This window comes from Candidatus Cryosericum odellii (assembly GCF_003570935.1).
GTDB lineage: Bacteria > Caldisericota > Caldisericia > Cryosericales > Cryosericaceae > Cryosericum > Cryosericum odellii.
On the sequence record NZ_QXIU01000260.1, the window covers coordinates 1,675 to 2,772 of the forward strand.

At 54.7% G+C, this 1,098-nt stretch carries 1 protein-coding gene; it reads left to right on the top strand.

The window, feature by feature from the left end; genetic code table 11:
• Window positions 1-954 (top strand): ABC transporter ATP-binding protein (locus SMC5_RS10245; RefSeq protein WP_165849076.1); only part of this gene is annotated, 954 nt, incomplete at its 5' end.
• Window positions 955-1,098: the final 144 nt, after the last annotated feature.

A 1,098-nucleotide genomic window follows, 5' to 3' on the forward strand; every position in this document is an offset into this window, starting at 1 on the left:
TACGGTGGTGGACATATCCTTGCGGGAGCGCTGTCGTTCGGCACACTGGTGACGTTCACGTTCTACACCCAGATCTTCTTCCAGCCAGTCCAGGAGGTTGCTGAGCAATTCGACACGATCCAGCAGGCTATGGCGTCGGCCGAGAAGATTTTCCACATTGTTGATGAACCGCAAGAAGAATATGTGCCGGAGACCTTTGCCGGTGTTGTTCCACACGAGTTCAGTATCGAGTTCCAGGATGTGCACCTCAGTTACACACCAGGCCAGGAGATCCTCAAGGGTATCAGCTTTAACGTGGAACAGGGTGGATCGGTTGCACTCGTCGGCGCTACCGGTGCCGGCAAGACATCCATCACTGGGTTGGTCCCACGTTTCTATGGGATCGATAGTGGGCGCGTCCTGCTGGGTGGCGTGGATGTTGCCACTCTTCCCGCCGAATTCCTGCGTCAAAGCGTTGCATTTGTCATGCAAGACGTCTTCATTTTCAGTGGGACGGTCCTCCACAATATTGCTCTCTTTGATGAACACCCTGATGAGCAGAAAGTGGCCGAGATTGTCGACTACCTGGGCATGGGGTTCATGAAAGGCCTCGAGGGAGGTCTGCACCACCATCTGTACGAGCGCGGTAACAACTTGTCATCGGGAGAGCGGCAGCTCATTTCCTTTGCCCGGGCGCTGTACTTTGACCCCAAAGTTCTCATCCTTGACGAGGCCACCTCGGACATCGACACCGAGTCCGAAGCTGTGATCCAGGCGGCCATCCGCAAGATCCTCACGGGTCGTACGAGTATCATCGTCGCGCACCGCCTGTCGACTATTCGCACGGTGGACCGCATTCTCGTGGTACAGAAAGGACAGATCAGCGAATCCGGAACCCACGAGGAATTGGTTGCAAAGGGCGGCATCTACAAGAACCTCTACGAACTCCAATCTTTGAGCGAAGAAGAGGCCTGACAACCTCATTCCGTGATGAGGTCTGTTACCGGAGGGGCTCTAGTTGCATTGTGGAGCAGGGTCACGTATAATCTGATGGTTTCAATCTCTGGAGGTACACATGGACAGGACACAGGCGAAGCTGCTACGGGCGTTGATGAAACA